General features: G+C 30.4%; 15 protein-coding genes. 5 read left to right on the top strand and 10 right to left on the bottom strand.

Annotated elements, in window-relative coordinates; translation table 11 throughout:
• Positions 1-53: 53 nt before the first annotated feature.
• A complete protein-coding gene (gene yidC / locus Q0820_RS09220; RefSeq protein ID WP_298487193.1) occupies positions 54-1,910 on the top strand; it encodes a membrane protein insertase YidC in 1,857 nt (618 codons plus the stop codon).
• 331 nt (positions 1,911-2,241) lie between these two features.
• On the opposite strand, the gene Q0820_RS09215 is transcribed toward yidC, so the two are convergent.
• Positions 2,242-4,233 carry a fasciclin domain-containing protein gene (locus tag Q0820_RS09215; protein ID WP_298487192.1) on the bottom strand — a complete coding sequence of 664 codons (1,992 nt, stop codon included), beginning with the start codon at positions 4,231-4,233 and terminating at the stop codon, positions 2,242-2,244.
• A 231-nt stretch (positions 4,234-4,464) separates the two neighbouring features.
• Between Q0820_RS09215 and mnmA the strand changes: the two genes are divergently transcribed.
• Both mnmA and Q0820_RS09205 read left to right on the top strand, forming a co-directional pair.
• Complete coding sequence (gene mnmA, locus Q0820_RS09210; protein ID WP_298487190.1) at positions 4,465-5,655, top strand: tRNA 2-thiouridine(34) synthase MnmA; 1,191 nt, start codon at positions 4,465-4,467, stop codon at positions 5,653-5,655.
• 23 nt (positions 5,656-5,678) lie between these two features.
• On the top strand, positions 5,679-6,620 hold the full coding sequence (locus tag Q0820_RS09205; protein ID WP_298487188.1) for a nitronate monooxygenase: 942 nt from the start codon (positions 5,679-5,681) through the stop codon (positions 6,618-6,620).
• Here the strand turns inward: Q0820_RS09205 and Q0820_RS09200 are convergent.
• The 9 genes from Q0820_RS09200 to Q0820_RS09160 all read right to left on the bottom strand — a co-directional run bounded on the left by Q0820_RS09200 (position 6,617) and on the right by Q0820_RS09160 (position 13,619).
• Complete coding sequence (locus tag Q0820_RS09200; protein ID WP_298487186.1) at positions 6,617-7,861, bottom strand: ATP-binding protein; 1,245 nt, start codon at positions 7,859-7,861, stop codon at positions 6,617-6,619. The two genes, Q0820_RS09205 and Q0820_RS09200, sit on opposite strands and share 4 nt — an antisense overlap.
• 214 nt (positions 7,862-8,075) lie before the next feature.
• Positions 8,076-9,275: a GAF domain-containing sensor histidine kinase gene (locus tag Q0820_RS09195; RefSeq protein ID WP_298487184.1), complete on the bottom strand. Its 1,200-nt coding sequence runs from the start codon at positions 9,273-9,275 to the stop codon at positions 8,076-8,078.
• Between the two features lie 143 nt (positions 9,276-9,418).
• A complete protein-coding gene (gene arsB, locus Q0820_RS09190; RefSeq protein WP_298487182.1) occupies positions 9,419-10,450 on the bottom strand; it encodes an ACR3 family arsenite efflux transporter in 1,032 nt (343 codons plus the stop codon).
• 3 nt (positions 10,451-10,453) lie between these two features.
• Positions 10,454-11,065: a protein-tyrosine-phosphatase gene (locus Q0820_RS09185; protein WP_298487180.1), complete on the bottom strand. Its 612-nt coding sequence runs from the start codon at positions 11,063-11,065 to the stop codon at positions 10,454-10,456.
• A 20-nt stretch (positions 11,066-11,085) separates the two neighbouring features.
• Positions 11,086-11,556: a DUF6428 family protein gene (locus Q0820_RS09180; protein ID WP_298487178.1), complete on the bottom strand. Its 471-nt coding sequence runs from the start codon at positions 11,554-11,556 to the stop codon at positions 11,086-11,088.
• 47 nt (positions 11,557-11,603) lie between these two features.
• Positions 11,604-11,936 carry a metalloregulator ArsR/SmtB family transcription factor gene (locus Q0820_RS09175; RefSeq protein WP_298487176.1) on the bottom strand — a complete coding sequence of 111 codons (333 nt, stop codon included), beginning with the start codon at positions 11,934-11,936 and terminating at the stop codon, positions 11,604-11,606.
• 77 nt (positions 11,937-12,013) lie between these two features.
• A complete protein-coding gene (locus Q0820_RS09170) occupies positions 12,014-12,466 on the bottom strand; it encodes a MepB family protein (RefSeq protein ID WP_298487174.1) in 453 nt (150 codons plus the stop codon).
• A 15-nt stretch (positions 12,467-12,481) separates the two neighbouring features.
• Positions 12,482-13,228 carry a YafY family protein gene (locus Q0820_RS09165; protein WP_298487172.1) on the bottom strand — a complete coding sequence of 249 codons (747 nt, stop codon included), beginning with the start codon at positions 13,226-13,228 and terminating at the stop codon, positions 12,482-12,484.
• 16 nt (positions 13,229-13,244) lie between these two features.
• The gene (locus Q0820_RS09160) at positions 13,245-13,619 is read right to left on the bottom strand and encodes a VOC family protein (protein WP_298487170.1); all 375 of its coding nucleotides are present in this window, start codon (positions 13,617-13,619) and stop codon (positions 13,245-13,247) included.
• Positions 13,620-13,762: 143 nt separating this feature from the next.
• Between Q0820_RS09160 and Q0820_RS09155 the strand changes: the two genes are divergently transcribed.
• A complete protein-coding gene (locus tag Q0820_RS09155) occupies positions 13,763-14,230 on the top strand; it encodes a hypothetical protein (protein ID WP_298487168.1) in 468 nt (155 codons plus the stop codon).
• A gap of 25 nt (positions 14,231-14,255) precedes the next feature.
• Positions 14,256-14,861 carry a trimeric intracellular cation channel family protein gene (locus tag Q0820_RS09150; RefSeq protein WP_298487166.1) on the top strand — a complete coding sequence of 202 codons (606 nt, stop codon included), beginning with the start codon at positions 14,256-14,258 and terminating at the stop codon, positions 14,859-14,861.
• Positions 14,862-14,866: the final 5 nt, after the last annotated feature.

Raw genomic sequence — 14,866 nt, 5'->3', positions numbered from 1 at the left:
TTTTTGCTCAGGTTTTAACTAATAAATTACCGAATTTTAATTAGGTTATCCTTATGGAAGAAAAAAAACTAGATGTAAAATCTATTATTGGCTTTGTGCTTATTTTTGGAATTCTCCTTTTCATGTTTTATCAAAACAAGCCAACTCCAGAAGAGGTAGAGGCTCAGAAAGCTAAACAAGAACTTTTAGAAGCAAAAGAGGCATCAGAAAATCAGAACCCTCAAATAGCAGAGGAAAATAAAACTCCTGTATTAAATTTACAAGATTCTACAGCAGTTGCTAATTATAAAAGTACGATAGGTGCTTTTGGTTATACTTCTACTTCTGATGGTATTACAGAAATACAAAATGATTTAGTTTATTTAAAAGTTAGTAATAAAGGAGGTCAAATTATAGAAGCAAAGATGAAAACCTTTGTTACCTATGATTCTATTCCGGTTTATTTGGTAAAAGATGGTAATGCTTCTTTTGGTTTAAATTTTTCTACATCAGATAATAGAGTTTTAGATACACAAGATTTATACTTTGAACCTACTTTAACAGAGAATAACGGTAATTCTGTGCTTTCCATGAAAGCTAAGATTTCGGCAAATCAGTTTTTAGAGTATCGTTATGAAATGAAGCAGGGAGATTATTTAATAGATTTTTCTGTGAAATCGCAAGGTTTAAATGGGGTTATTAATACAAGTCAACCTGTGAAATTATCTTGGAAACTAAAAGGAATACGTCATTCTAAAAGTATACAATATGAAAACAGATATACTAGGTTAACCTATAATCATGAAGATGGTAAAATAAGTAAACTTTCTGAAAGTAGTGATGATGATGAGAAAGAAGAAGATGTAAAATGGTTATCCTATAGACAGCATTTCTTTAGCTCAATCTTAGCAAATGATAATTCTTTTAAAAACGCATACTTAGCTTCTGTAAATTTAGTAGAAGAAGAAAATAAAACAGATAAGTTTACAAAAGAATATAGTTCTGTAGTGCCTTTAGAGATAAAAGGAGGTGAAATTTCTGAAAATTTAAATTGGTACTATGGCCCTACAGATGTAAAAGTTTTATCAGAGTATAAAGAATTAGGATTAGAAGATTCTATACCTTTTGGATGGGGTATTTTTGGATGGATAAATAGATATGTATTTACGCCATTTTATTCTTTACTAAGTTCTTTTTTACCTTATGGTATTGCAATTGTTGTGATGACTATTTTAGTTCGTTTAGCAATGTCTCCTGTAACGTATAAATCCTACTTATCGCAAGCTAAAATGAAGGTATTAAAACCAGAAATTACAGAGCTTGGAGAAAAGTATAAAGATAATGCAATGAAAAAGCAGCAAGAAACTATGAAGCTGTATAATAAAGCAGGAGTGAGCCCTATGAGTGGCTGTATACCAGCATTTATACAAATGCCTATTTTTTATGCATTATTCATGTTTTTTCCAACATCTTTTGCGCTTAGGCAAAAATCATTCTTATGGGCAGATGACCTTTCTTCTTTTGATACTATTTATCAATTCCCAGAAGGATTTTCTATTCCTTTTTATGGGGATCATATTAGTTTATTTCCAATATTAGCATCTATTGCAATATTCTTTTATATGCAAATGACTACTGGGCAAAATATGCCACAACAACCAGGTATGCCTAACATGAAGTTTATTATGTATTTAATGCCTTTTATGATGTTGTTTTTCTTTAATAATTATGCCAGTGGATTAAGTTTGTATTATTTTGTGTCTAACTTAATTACAATAGGGATTATGTTGGTTATAAAGAAGTTTATTTTAGATGATGCTAAAATTCATGCACAAATACAAGAAAATAAAACCAAGCCAAAAAAGGAAAACAAATTCCAAAAGAAAATGCGCGAAATGATGGAGCAAGCAGAAGCGCAGAAAAAGAAATAATAAGGCTGTAACACATAAAAAAAAAAAGGCTTCTATTTTAGTAGGAGCCTTTTTTTGTTAAAAGTCTATGGTAAGATTTGGGATTTCAAAGATGCAACCCTTTTAAAGCTTTAAAAAGTATTAGTTGTAAAATAGGTGATTTTGTATGCTAAAGGTTCTTGGTATGTTGTTTAACTTTTTTAAGGAATAAAAATTAAATTATTATAGAAAGTTTTTTCTTACATTTTTGTTTTTTAAACAAAAAGAATCCCTCACATAACTATAGAATAGTAATGAAAAGGGATTCTAAAAGCGAAATATAAACTATACTTAGTTAATATCTCGGGGACTCTTAATGTCCTAAAGCATCTAGTGCTTCTTTTGGTAATAGGACTTTGTCTATTATATGAACAATACCATTACTTGTCATAACATCAGCTGTGGTAACATTTGCATCTGTGGATGTTTTATCTTGTAACGCTACACCATTACCAACTAATGCAAAAATGGATTCTCCTTGTATAGGAATTATTTCTTGTTGGTTAGTTAAACTTGAGGATTCTACAGCAGCACCAGAAACAACATGATAGGTAAGTATTTTAGCTAGTAAAGCTTTTTCTTCTTCCGTATCAAAATCTGCTAAACTATTATAATCATTGCCTAAAATGTCTAAAAGACTAGCAAAAGCTGCATTAGTTGGAGCAAATACTGTAAATGGTCCATCTCCACTAAGAGTTTCAACTAAACCAGCATCAGCTTGTATAAGAGCTTCCACTAAAAGGCTTAAATCTGGAACGCTTTGTGCTGTTCCTACAATATTTGGATTAAGTATATCTAAAACTTCTTGTGGCAATAAAACCTTATCAATAATATGAACAACACCGTTACTAGCAATAACATCTGCAGCTGTTACTTGTGCGGGAGTATCTGTTGCATCAGTAATATAAACGCCACCAGTTAAACTAATTGTAATTTTTTCAGATTGTAAAGTTGTAATTTCTTGATTATCAGATAAATCTGTAGATAAGGCAGTAGTGTTACCAATTACATGATAGGTAAGAATTTTTACAAGTAAAGCTTTTTCTTCATCTGTATCAAAATCGCTTACAGCATTATATTCATCTCCTAAACTTTCTAATAATGCAACAAAAGCATCATTTGTTGGTGCAAAAACAGTAAATGGTCCATCTCCAGACAAGGTTTCAACAAGACCAGCATCTGCTTGTTGCAAAGTGCTAACAAGAACACTTAAGTCGTTTGTAGCAACAGCTAATTCTACTATTGTTTTTAAATTTAAATTTGTAACAAAATCTATAGCTGCTTGCGGTAAAAGAACTTTATCTATGGTGTGTGCTACTCCGTTTGAAGCTATAATATCTGTGCCAGTTATATTTGTATTAACATCAGATGCATCTCCTATAACAAAAGTTCCTTGGTTATCTATAATACTAATAGAGTTGTTTGTGAATGCAGTTCCTACTTCTCCTGCAGTTAAATCTCCTGCTTTTACTGTAGCATTTGGTATTACATGAAAAAGAAGAATGTTTTTTAATAAATTAATTTCTTCTTCCGTATCAAAATCGTCTAAACTATTATAATCATCCCCAAGAACCTCTAATAATGCTACAAAAGCATCATTTGTTGGTGCAAATACAGTGAAAGGACCTTCACTAGATAAAGTTTCTACTAAATCAGCTTTTATTACAGCATCTTTTAATAGGGAAAGTGGCTCAGTTTCAATGACAATACTCACTAAGTTGCCAGGAGAATTAATGGCGTCAATAACTGCTTGTGGCAAAAGTACTTTATCTATAAGATGTACAACGCCATTGGTAGCAATTACATCTGCTGCAGTAACAGTAGCGTCTGTAGCTGTTTTATCTTTTATCTTAACTGAAGAAGATTCTAGAGCAATAGTTACATCTTCCTCTTGCAATGTAGTAATCATTTGGCCATCACTTAGATCTGTAGATTTTGCAGCAATATCAGCAACAACATGATATTTAAGAATTTGAGTAAGTAGAGCTTTTTCTTCTTCCGTATCAAAATCTTCCAAAGAATCAAAATCATCTAAATTTCCTAATAGGGTAGTAAAAGCATCATTAGTTGGCGCAAAAACAGTAAAGGTAGCATTTTCATTGGCTAGAGCTTCAACTAAGCCTGCATCGGCCTGTATTAGAGCAGCAACTAAAGAGCTTAGAGATTCTGTTGCTTGTGCAGTTGCAGTAATGTTAAGTTCTGTTGGTTTTTCTTCTGGTGTATCATCGTTTTTGTCACAAGAAAAAAGTGCAATACAAAAACATGATAGTAATAAGAAACGTTTCATTTTTAATAGTTTTTTCATGGCTTAAATTTTAATTAATTTGTTCAGTTTTTATATTAAATATATAAACAATATTTTATTTAAATTATATAAAGTATTGTTTATTAATAATATAGATGATATAAGACAGTATTTATTTTGTTTAACAAATATATAAAAAAATTAAACAAAACATAATTTTTGAAGAGAAATTTAAATTTGAAGCTGCTAACAAGGTAATTTTGTATTTTTGTAGGCTATATAATTTTTAGAATGAAAAAAGTAGTTGTAGGCCTTTCTGGTGGAGTAGATTCGAGTGTTGCTGCATACCTTCTTAAGGAGCAGGGATATGATGTTATAGGCCTTTTTATGAAAAATTGGCATGATGATTCTGTTACAATATCAGAAGAATGTCCATGGTTAGAAGATAGTAATGATGCATTAATTGTTGCGGAAAAGTTAGGAATACCTTTTCAGACAGTAGATCTAAGTGAGGAATATAAAGAGCGTATTGTAGATTATATGTTTCGTGAGTATGAAATGGGGAGAACGCCAAACCCAGATGTACTTTGTAATAGAGAAATTAAGTTTGATGTTTTTATGAAAATAGCAATGCAACTTGGTGCAGACTATGTTGCTACAGGCCATTATTGTAGAAAAGGAACTATACAAAATAATGATGGTACAGAAACATATCAGCTTTTAGCAGGGGAGGATCAAAATAAAGACCAATCCTATTTTTTATGTCAATTATCTCAAGAACAATTATCTAAGACATTGTTTCCTATAGGGGAGCTGCAAAAGCCAGAGGTTAGAGAAATTGCTACAAAAATGAATTTAATTACTGCGGATAAAAAAGATTCCCAAGGATTATGTTTTATTGGTAAAGTAAGATTGCCCGATTTTTTACAACAAAAACTAAAACCTAAAAAAGGAATTATTGTAGAAATACCAAATACACATCCTTTTTATACACGAGAAGTTGCTGGTTTTAATAGTGAGGAAGATAAATTATATTTTTCTTCAGAAAAGCCAATATATGCTGTTTCTGAAGGGAAAAAAGTAGGGGAGCATCAAGGAGCACATTATTTTACAAAAGGACAAAGAAAAGGTTTAAATGTAGGAGGAACAAAAGAACCATTATTTGTAATTGATACAGATGTAGAAGAAAATGTAATATATACAGGGCAAGGAAAAAGTCACCCAGGTTTATATAGAAATACTCTTTTTGTATCCAATGAAGAGACGCATTGGGTAAGACCAGATTTGTCTTTAAAAACAGGAGAATCATTAAAAGTTAAAGCTCGAATTAGGTATAGACAAGCTTTAGAAGATGCTACTGTTGTAAAAACTAGAAATGGTTTATATGTAGACTTTATAGAACCCCAATCTGCAATTACGGAAGGGCAATTTGTAGCTTGGTATGTAGAAGATGAGTTGTTAGGTTCCGGAGTTATAGCATAATTTTATTATTCTTATTTTGAGGTATGAAAAATAAAGTATTAAAGTTATTTGGAATAGAACATCCTATTATTCAGGGCGGAATGATATGGGCAAGTGGTTGGCGATTGGCGTCTGCAGTATCTAATGCAGGTGGTTTAGGAGTTATTGGGGCGGGTAGTATGTATCCTAATGTGTTAAGAGAACACATTCTTAAGTGCCAAGAGGCTACCAATAAACCATTTGCGGTTAATATTCCTATGTTATACCCAGATTTAGAGGAAATAATAAATATAGTAATAGAACTTGGGGTTAAGATTGTGATTACCTCTGCCGGGAATCCTAAAGTTTGGACATCTAAACTTAAATCTCAAGGTATAATAGTTGTACATGTTGTAAGTAGTTTAAAATTTGCTCTAAAAGCAGAAGAAGCTGGGGTAGATGCTATAGTTGCAGAAGGTTTTGAGGCCGGTGGGCATAATGGAAGGGATGAATCTACTACATTAACATTAATTCCATTAATTAAACAACATATAAAAATACCAATCATAGCTGCAGGAGGTATAGCTACCGGAAATGCAATGTTAGCAGTTATGGTTTTAGGGGCAGATGCTGTACAGATAGGAAGTAGGTTTGTTGCATCTACAGAGGCTTCTTCTCATATGCGCTTTAAAGAAATGGTAGTAAATGCTATGGAAGGTGATACTAAATTGACTTTGAAAGAATTAGCTCCTGTTCGTTTATTAAATAATAAATTTTATCAGGATATTCAAAATGCCTATAAATCTGGAGCTTCTGTTGAGGAACTTAAAGAATTATTAGGGAGGGCAAGAGCCAAAAAAGGAATGTTTGAAGGGGATATGGATGAGGGAGAATTAGAGATAGGGCAAGTATCTGCTTTAATTTCAGATATAAAACCTGCAAAAGAAATTATAGAAGATATGATGCAACAATTTAAGGAGACAAAATCTAAAGTCTCTACGTATTAAAGAGCAGCTTCTTTTACTAACGGAATATTTGGAATTGTATCTTTTGTAATGTTAAAAATAAATTTTGCACCTTTACCTTCTTCTGATTCAACAGAAATTGTTCCTCCCAGTTTTTCAACTATTTTCTTTACGGTAGCTAAACCTATTCCAGTTCCTTGTTGGCCATATTTATCTTTTACACCTACTGTTTTAAAAATTTCAAATATTTTGTCATGTAGGTTAAGAGCTATACCAGGACCATTATCTTGTACATAAAAATGATAATTTTCTTTGCTTTCAGAAACTCCTATTATTATTTCTAAATCGTCTTTATTACCGTATTTTATTGCATTTCCTACCAAATTAATTAAAATTTGATCTAGTGCAGTTTTATTAATAGTTATGGTTTTTAAATTGGTTTTTGCTAATAAATTTACAGAGCTTTCAAAGGCATATAAAGTTTGTAAGTCTTCTACTATCGTAGTAATATTAACAGTTGTACGTTCTGAGTGTAATAGGGAAGAGGTTTTACTGTAATTTAATAAACTATCAATCAATTTTTTTAATTTATCAGAGGATGTTTTAATAAAACCAAGCATTATAGAACCATCTTCCTCTAACTTGTCCGAATAGCTTTCTATAACTAGTTCAGACATGGAAGAAATATTATTTAATGGAGCTTTTAAATCATGAGCGGTTGTGTATGCAAAATTTTCTAATTCGGTATTCTTTATAGCTAATTCCTTATTAGAGTCTTCCAATAAGATTTTATTTTTTCTAAGCTCTAAAAGATTCATGACATGTTTAGACAAAGCTTTTAAAGAATCTTTTTGCGTTTGAGTTAAAGTTCTTGGTTTATGATCTATAACGCATAGAGTTCCAACAGGAAGCCCCTCATCATTAGTAAGAGGAACACCTGCATAGAAAATTACATTAGGATCCTTTATAACTAAAGGGTTGTCTTTAAACCTTTCATCTTCTCTAGCATCTTTTATATTAAAAATTTCGTCCTCAGAATTTATTGCATGAGCGCAAAAAGCTAATTCTCTAGGGGTTTCTGTAGCATCTATACCATGTCTAGATTTAAACCATTGTCTAGTTTCATCTAATAGACTTACTAAAGAGATAGGAGTGCCACAAATTTGAGCCGCAATCTTGGTTAGATTGTCATAGTCTTCTTCTGGAAGCGTGTCTAAAACTTCGTAAGATTTTAAAGCATTTAAACGCTCTTTTTCATATAAATGTTCTATTGGTGCTATCATTACCCTTATTATTTTTAAATGTGAAATGTAAGAAATACATTACGTATTAGCATATAACGACAATTTTTAGGATAAAGTATTTTTTAAAATGTTAATAGAATTAACTAATTTATTTTTAGTTTAATTTTTATAGTTTATAATGCTATATAACCTTTACTAGAGAGTCAGAGGTATTGTGTTTGGAAAAGGGAAAAAGTGCTAAATAGGAGTAGCTTTATTTTAATATTTTATTAAAACTAAATACAAATTTACTGCCAATTTCTTTGGTAGATTCTAAGGAAATTTCACCATCCATTTGTTGTATTAATTTTTTTACGGTAGCCAGGCCAATACCATGACCGGAATTTCCATATTTATCTTTGCTTGTTGCTGTCTGAAAAATGTTAAATATTTTTTGTTGTTTACTAGGTGTAATGCCTGGACCATTATCCTTAACGTAAAAGTGATATTTTTCTTTATCTTCATTAACACCAATTTTAATTTTAACGGTGTCTTTATCATTATATTTTATTGCGTTGTCTATAAGGTTTTGTAAAATTTGATTTAAAGCTGTATAATTTGTGTGGATACTTGTTAGGTCAGATTCAATTTTTAAGGAGATAGATTTGTCAATACAAAATAAATCTACTAATTCATTTTGTAAGTTAAGGATGTTGATATCTGAGCAGCTATTTTTTAAAATCGAAGAATCTTTACTGTAGTCTAAAACGTCATTAATTAACTTTTTTAAGTTATTAGATGAACTTATAATATGATTTACAATCGTAACACCTTCTTTTCCTAACTTATCTGTATACATATCTGCCAATATACAAGACAAAGAATATATGTTATTTAATGGAGATTTTAAGTCATGCGCAGCTACGTATGCAAACTTTTCTAGTTCTTTATTTTTTTCTTCTAAAACCTTATTTTTTTCTTTGTTTTTATGGCACTCTAATAAATTCATTGCTTGGTTTGCAAGAACTTTAATTAAGTTAAGTTGTGTTTTTGTAAGTTCTCTTGGTATAGTATCTACAACGCAAAGGTTACCAATGGTTATTCCTTTTTTATTGGTTATAGGGTAGGAAGCGTAGAAAATTATATTAGGAAAATTAAGTACAAAGGGGTTGTTTTTAAAGCGTTTATCTTTAGTAGCATCTGGGATAACAAAGGCACCATTTTTAAAATCAATAACATGCGTACAAAATGTGTCAGCTCTTGGAGCTTCTGTTACTTCTAAACCATAATTAGATTTTGACCATACTCTATCTTTATCAACAAAGTTTATAAAAGAAATAGGGGTTTCGCATATTTCTGCAGCTATTTGGGTAAGACTATCATACTGTACTTCGTTAGGGGTGTCTAGTATTTTGTATGATCTTAAGGTTTTTAACCTTTCTTCTTCATTAACATAGTTAGGAGCTGTTATCATTAGTAAACCTTAAGACTTATTAATACTATTAATATAAGATTTGTTTTACCTTTTCTTATCTTTTTTAGGGGATAATACGCACAAAGTTATTGTAATATATCTTTTAATTTACAAGAAAAAAATAAATTAAGAAAAAGAATACTTTAGGAGTATACTCTTTTTCTTAATTTATATGCCACTTTTACAAGCAAAATTAATGCAGGAACTTCTATTAAAGGGCCAATAACTCCTGTAAACGCTTGGTCAGAATTTAAACCAAAAACAGCGATGGCAACAGCTATAGCAAGTTCAAAGTTATTACCAGCAGCGGTAAAAGAAATAGCTGCATTTTTGGAATAATTAGCACCAACAAGCTTACTCACAAAAAAAGCTATACCAAACATTAATACAAAATAAATAACTAACGGCACGGCTATGCGTAACACATCTAAAGGAATTTCTAATATTAATTCTCCTTTTAGAGAAAACATAAGAACTATTGTAAACAGTAAAGAAATTAATGTTAATGGAGAAATTGTAGGAATAAATTTTTGGGTATACCATTTTTCTCCTTTAACTTTTACAAGTAGTACTCTGCTTAGTATTCCTAATGCAAAAGGTATGCCTAGGTATATAGCAACACTTTCTGCTATAGTACCAATAGATATATTTACAATGACACCTTCAAAACCAAAGTATGGCGGTAGCACGGTAATAAATAACCAAGCATAAAAACTGTAAGCAAAAACTTGAAAAATACTATTTAAAGCTACTAAACCAGCTCCATATTCACTACTGCCTTCTGCTAAATCATTCCAAACTAATACCATGGCTATACATCTTGCTAACCCTATAAGAATAAGACCAACCATATATTCTGGATAATCTTTTAAAAAAGTAATTGCAAGAAAAAACATTAACACAGGCCCTATAATCCAATTTAAAAGTAATGAGACAGATAAGACTTTAACATCTTTAAATACCTTAGGTAAAAGTTTGTAATTTACCTTAGCTAAAGGTGGATACATCATAAGTATTAACCCTATAGCAATTGGTATGTTAGTTGTACCAGAACTAGCAGCATTAATATATTTAGGTAATTGTGGAAGAAAATTTCCTAGGCCAACACCCAAAATCATAGCAACAAAAATCCATAATGTTAATTTACTATCCAGAAAACTTAATTTTTTTGCCATTTCTTATTTAATTTTAGAAAATACAAAGTATAATTCTGTTGCTATTTGAATGCTTCTTTCTAAATACTTTTCTTCCTGTTGTGGTGTATCATCAAAAGCTTTTGGATCCTCATAAGTTATAGGAATTCTTTTTTCTGCACCAACAATAAAAGGGCAGCCTTGATCTGCACTAGAACAGGTTAAAATAGCAGCAAATTTAGAGGTTGGGTTAAAACTATCGTCATACTTTTTAGAGAAACCTATAATAGGGTGATTGTTGTCTCCATTTTTTATACTGTATACTGGATTTTTTTCGTTGGAGATAGTTTCAATTTTAAAGCCAGAGGTTGATAAGGCTTTTGCAGCCATTGGAAAAAGAGCAGTAGCTTCTGTGCCTCCAGAATAACAAGAAACGTTTTTTATATTAAAATAAGCAGCAATAGTTTGTGCCCAAACTTGAGATAAGTGACTACGTCTTGAGTTATGCGTGCAAATAAAATTTATTCTAATATCTTCTTCTGCCTCTTTTTTACTTTTTATAAAATCTATTAACGGGCTTACTATTAATTTTCTTTCTTCAGAAATAGTTGCGGTATCTAAAGATTCTATTTGCGTGATTATTTCTTTGTATAACATTGACCAAGGTTTTTAAAAATTTAACAACAACCTGAGTTTGGAGAACAAGAGTTTACGGTAGCTTGTAACTCTTTTAGTTGAATTTTCTGCTTTTTTTCTGGTACCCCACAATTGTCTTTTGCAAGGCAATCTGTTTGTTTCCTAGTTAATAAAAAACTAGTGCCATCAAAATCTAATCCAAATTTTTCTATAGTTTCTCCTTGGTATTCTACTTCAATTTCTAAATCTCCAATGTGTAAAATTTTTTCAGAAAGTTCTATGATATGAATTAATTTTTCTGGGTGTAATCTATGATTGTAATCGTCTGCATTCCATAATTGAAAATTAACTACTTCTTCATTTCTTACTGTACCACCACAATCCATAAAATTCTTTGTTACTTTTCCAACTTCGGTTACATGAAAATGGCTTGGAACTAATTCTCCATTAGGAAGCTTAAATGAAATATTCTCTAATTTGTTTAAGTGTTGTTTAATTTCTGATAGTTTCATAGTATATTGTTTTATTGCAATATTATAATTAATGCGATTAAATTTTTTTAACAACAATCTGTGTTACAATTTATATCTTGATTTAGAAATTCGTTAATTGTAGCTTTCATTGCTGTCCAGTTTTCTTTGTGTATACAATAACATACACTAGTACCTTCTACATTGCCTTTTATAAGGCTAATATTTTTTAATTCTTTTAAATGCTGAGAAATAGTAGGTTGTGCTAGTCCAATAACATCTACTAAGTCGCCACAAATGCAAGAATTAATGGCAAATAAATGTTCTAAAATAGCAACTCTTGCAGGATGCCCAAACACTTTAGCATAAGAAGAAATTAAATTTTGTTTATCCGTAAACATTTCGGATTTGGCTAATCCCATAGTTTGTATTTTATAATATTGTAATATTACGATAAATAAAAAATATAAACTGTATTTTTTAGTAATAAAATGTCTTTTTATTGTTCTGTGGCAAGTTTTAAAAAATAATTAATTTGCCATTTTTGGGTGTTTTTTGCAGTTCTATTTGTTGGACAATCCCAAGAGGGGTAGACTCTAAACCCTCTTTTCCCATCTTCTTTATCTTTAGAAATTATTTTGTGTTGAACTAGTATTTGCTTTGGAAATATAAAAACACCAGCATTTTCTTCTCTTTTGCAAAAAATGATTATAAAATCAAAATTGTCTTTATGGTTAAAAGGGGTGGTTCTATTTTCTTTGTTTCTTTTCCAGACGGTTACAAATTGACCAATTTTTTTTGGGGTAACTTTTGCTTTTCTGCTTATAACTTTAAAAAAATTTAAATTATAAGTACATGCTTCATATTCTAGACTTTCTTTTTCAAAAATAAGATTAGAAATATTTAATTTTAATTTAGAAAATAAAGGAATAAGTTCATCTAAATGTTGCATATAAGGAAAAGAAAATTATTTGTTTTTTCCATTATTTTTAATCTCATAAGGATCATTTTGAAAAAAGGTTTTTATATTAAATTTTCGGTCTTCAAAAGTTTCGGGTAAAATTTTAAAATGCTGTATCCTATCTATGCGGAAGGCTCTATATGCTATTCTCATATAACACCAAGCAATTAATATCCATTTATTTTCTGTCGAAAAAATGGCATATGGCTCTATTTTTCTAAAAGAAATATTGTTGTCATTTGCTTTTTTATAATTTATTTCTACGTAATTATAATTTGTAATAGCTAATTGAATTTCAGAAAGAGCATTACTTGCAATGTTTTTCTCTCGAGTATCAAAAACATGTATTTTATTACTAAGGTGTTCGCTTTTTTCTAAAATGGAGGATTTAAAAACAGATTTTATTTTAACAAGAGCATCTTTATAATCTGTTACAAAAGAGCTATCATTACTTTTGGTTACTAGATGTTGTGCAGTTATTAGGGCATTGGCTTCTTTTTCTGTAAATTGAACAGGAGCTACGGTATAACCATCCATTAAGGTATATCCTTTGCCTTCAATAGTAACAACAGGAACACCAGCGTCTATTAGTTTTTTTATATCTCTATAAACTGTTCTAACAGTAATATTGTATTTATTAGACAGTTCTGTTGCTGTTAAAATTCGTTTAGATTTTAAGAGAGTAAGAATAGCTATAAGTCTAGATAATTGTGTCATTAGAATCAAAGATAGTGAACCATCATTTAGGCTCACTATCTTATTTTTTTAATTATTCCATAGAGTGTAAAGCAACTTTATTCCCTTCAGTATCTATAAAATGAGCAATAAAACCATTTTCTTCAATATCTGTTTTTGGCATAGTTATTTTTCCTCCTGCTGGTTCAACTTTGGCTAAAGCAACACTTAAATCATCACTACCATTTAAGTATACTAAAGAACCTTCCATAGATGGTTTGTAACCTTCAGCTTTAATAATTGCTCCTCCAACACAATTGCTTTCTGCATTATAAGAAAAAACACCATAGTTACCAGGCATAGGCATAGGATGGTCTGTGATAGTAGCTCCTAAAATTGTTTCATAAAACTTTTTAGCTCTTTCGTAATTGTCTACAGGAATTTCAAACCAGTTAATTGCATTTGTCATAATTGTTGTTTTTTTAGATTATTGAATTGCAAACTTAGTTTTAGGGAATGACACAATGTGTCAGGGGTTTAAAAAATAGTGAATACTGAAACTGTTTTTTGTTCGTTTTATAGAATAGTTTAATGTTTCCCTATTTATAAATTATGAAAAATATTTTTTTAGTTTTTATCCTTGTTATTTTTTTTAAAAGTAATGCACAGATTGCAGATAGTAGTAGCCCAAAACATTTTGCAGCAGGAATAGCAATAGGGGCTGTAGGCGGATATACTGCAAATAAAATATTTAAAGGCGATAGAAAATGGACATGGGCTGGTGCAGTAGGAAGTGCTTTGGCAGCTGGCCTTGTAAAAGAAGCTATGGATAAAGCAGATTATGGTGTTTGGGATAATAGCGATGTAGCTTATACAACCCTTGGTGGTATGGTATCTGGATTAGCATTAGAATTTTTGTTAAACTCTAATAGAAGAAGGGGGAGAGGTAGACCATGTAGTTGTTATGCTGTTAATTTTAAAAAACGAAGTTCTATTTCTAATTTAAAAATTACTTATACTAATACAGGCTCTCGTAGTTTGTCTTCTGCAATACAAGCACAATATTTTTTAAGTAAATAATATAAATAAGCACTAGTTTTACACAATGTTTTATTTAGCTATAGATATTTTGGGGACCATAGCTTTTGCTATTTCTGGTGTGCTTATTGCAATGGAAAAAAAGCTAGATTTATTTGGAGTTTTTATAATAGGCTTTGTTACTGCTGTTGGTGGCGGCACTGTAAGAGACTTACTAATAGGTAGTGTGCCTGTTACTTGGATTAAAGAACCTGTTTATATGGTAACAATTGCAGTAACTGTTATTGTTTCTATTTTGTTTGTTAACAAACTTAAATACATTAGAAAATCACTTTTTTTGTTTGATACTATAGGAATAGGTTTTTATACATTAATTGGTATAGAAAAAGGAATATCTGCAGAGTTAACACCTATAATGTGTATTGCTTTAGGAACTATTACAGCTAGTTTTGGAGGAGTAATTAGAGATATTTTGTGTAATGAAATTCCTGTTATTTTTAGAAAAGAAATATATGCAACAGTTTGTATTTTGGGCGGAGCCATATATTTTTTACTTCTATTAACACCTTTAAAAGTAGATTATGCTTTTGTTGCGTCTATTATTTCAATAATTTCATTACGAATTTTAGCAGTAAAATATAAAATTTCATTGCCTAATATTTATAGATCATAATAATT

It is taken from the genome of uncultured Maribacter sp. (assembly GCF_947495965.1).
Taxonomy (GTDB): domain Bacteria; phylum Bacteroidota; class Bacteroidia; order Flavobacteriales; family Flavobacteriaceae; genus Maribacter_B.
This window is presented reverse-complemented; position numbering and strand designations above follow the sequence as displayed.

What these genes read in the sequence shown, in the direction of transcription:
- yidC (WP_298487193.1), top strand. Translation starts at nt 54, where the DNA reads ATGGAAGAAAAAAAACTAGATGTAAAATCTATTATTGGCTTTGTGCTT.
- Q0820_RS09215 (WP_298487192.1), bottom strand. Translation starts at nt 4,233, where the DNA reads ATGAAAAAACTATTAAAAATGAAACGTTTCTTATTACTATCATGTTTT.
- mnmA (WP_298487190.1), top strand. Translation starts at nt 4,465, where the DNA reads ATGAAAAAAGTAGTTGTAGGCCTTTCTGGTGGAGTAGATTCGAGTGTT.
- Q0820_RS09205 (WP_298487188.1), top strand. Translation starts at nt 5,679, where the DNA reads ATGAAAAATAAAGTATTAAAGTTATTTGGAATAGAACATCCTATTATT.
- Q0820_RS09200 (WP_298487186.1), bottom strand. Translation starts at nt 7,861, where the DNA reads ATGATAGCACCAATAGAACATTTATATGAAAAAGAGCGTTTAAATGCT.
- Q0820_RS09195 (WP_298487184.1), bottom strand. Translation starts at nt 9,275, where the DNA reads ATGATAACAGCTCCTAACTATGTTAATGAAGAAGAAAGGTTAAAAACC.
- arsB (WP_298487182.1), bottom strand. Translation starts at nt 10,450, where the DNA reads ATGGCAAAAAAATTAAGTTTTCTGGATAGTAAATTAACATTATGGATT.
- Q0820_RS09185 (WP_298487180.1), bottom strand. Translation starts at nt 11,065, where the DNA reads ATGTTATACAAAGAAATAATCACGCAAATAGAATCTTTAGATACCGCA.
- Q0820_RS09180 (WP_298487178.1), bottom strand. Translation starts at nt 11,556, where the DNA reads ATGAAACTATCAGAAATTAAACAACACTTAAACAAATTAGAGAATATT.
- Q0820_RS09175 (WP_298487176.1), bottom strand. Translation starts at nt 11,936, where the DNA reads ATGGGATTAGCCAAATCCGAAATGTTTACGGATAAACAAAATTTAATT.
- Q0820_RS09170 (WP_298487174.1), bottom strand. Translation starts at nt 12,466, where the DNA reads ATGCAACATTTAGATGAACTTATTCCTTTATTTTCTAAATTAAAATTA.
- Q0820_RS09160 (WP_298487170.1), bottom strand. Translation starts at nt 13,619, where the DNA reads ATGACAAATGCAATTAACTGGTTTGAAATTCCTGTAGACAATTACGAA.
- Q0820_RS09155 (WP_298487168.1), top strand. Translation starts at nt 13,763, where the DNA reads ATGAAAAATATTTTTTTAGTTTTTATCCTTGTTATTTTTTTTAAAAGT.
- Q0820_RS09150 (WP_298487166.1), top strand. Translation starts at nt 14,256, where the DNA reads ATGTTTTATTTAGCTATAGATATTTTGGGGACCATAGCTTTTGCTATT.